1 protein-coding gene is annotated in these 1,120 nt (G+C 53.7%); it reads left to right on the forward strand.

Features of this window, described 5'->3' with window-relative positions:
- Positions 1 to 250: 250 nt before the first annotated feature.
- Positions 251 to 1,102 carry a LuxR C-terminal-related transcriptional regulator gene (locus AC1DT3_RS22145; RefSeq protein WP_477467326.1) on the forward strand — a complete coding sequence of 284 codons (852 nt, stop codon included), beginning with the start codon at positions 251 to 253 and terminating at the stop codon, positions 1,100 to 1,102.
- The last annotated feature ends 18 nt before the right edge of the window (positions 1,103 to 1,120 follow it).

Here is a 1,120-nt window from a genome sequence, read left to right on the forward strand (position 1 = left end):
GGCGCAGAGGCGGCGGACCCACAACGCGGCGTTGTGGCATCGGAAAGCTTTTATCCTTTGGTATAGTTTTTCGTCACATCTCTACTCCAAAAGTTATTCGATCTCCGTCCGCAAACTCAGTTGTTACGCCGTGCAAGCAACAATTTGCATATYTATCCGTTTGTACGACAGCGTACCTTAGGTTAGTCTTTACTTGTCGTTAATGTGGTCTTGAAATGTTATTTCAAGGCTGGGCCAGAAAGGGTCCGCTATGCGCAAATACAACGATCAAATAACGTTGGCTCCGGTCGGGTCTCCGGCAGAGGGTCAACGTTCTGCGTTAACAAAGCCTACAAGAATAGAGTTACGTCACTCAGAACAAGTGACGCGATTGACGACGACTCTTATTGTCGAATCGAACATGCTCATCCGTGAGGGCATAGCGCGCATTCTTGCAGAAACGCCTTACAACGTTCTCGCTTCTTGCACACAGTTCGGCGATTTACATGAAGATCTCTTCCCCCAAGAGGAGGATGCTCTTCTCATTCTCGGTACCTCCAACGGTCAGATGGATTTCACCTCCTCGGTGAAAACCGTCAAAACCCACCGACCGTCCGCGAAAATCGTGCTTTTGGTCGAAGCCTACGATCTCGCGCAGGTCCAAGCCGCCTATCGTGCGGGTGTCGATGCCTATCTGCTGAAGACGATCAGCTGCCAGGCATTGGYCAAGTCGCTCGATCTCGTGCTCCTCGGCGAGAAAGTCTTTCCGGCAGCGGTTCTTGCGCTCGCCAGCGAGGCTGGGCAGCAAGTTCAGCACGTGCAGCTTTCGATTGTCCCTTCCCGAGACGGTCAACAGCAAGGCACGGATCAGGATCGCCCGGTCGTGACGACGGTGATGGACCAGCTTCAGCTGGAACGTCYCTCATCGCGCGAGACGGTCATTCTGCGGTGCTTGATGGATGGTGAGTCCAATAAGTTGATCGCCCGGAAATTCGATATCGCAGAGGCGACCGTAAAGGTGCACGTCAAAGCGATCCTTCGCAAAATCCGCGCGAAGAACCGGACGCAAGCAGCGATCTGGGCCGTCAACCATCTTCGTCAGCCTCAACCAACTCACGCCTGACGGTGGCCCTCACAGGTC

Source organism: Microvirga sp. P4_G7, from assembly GCF_056401005.1.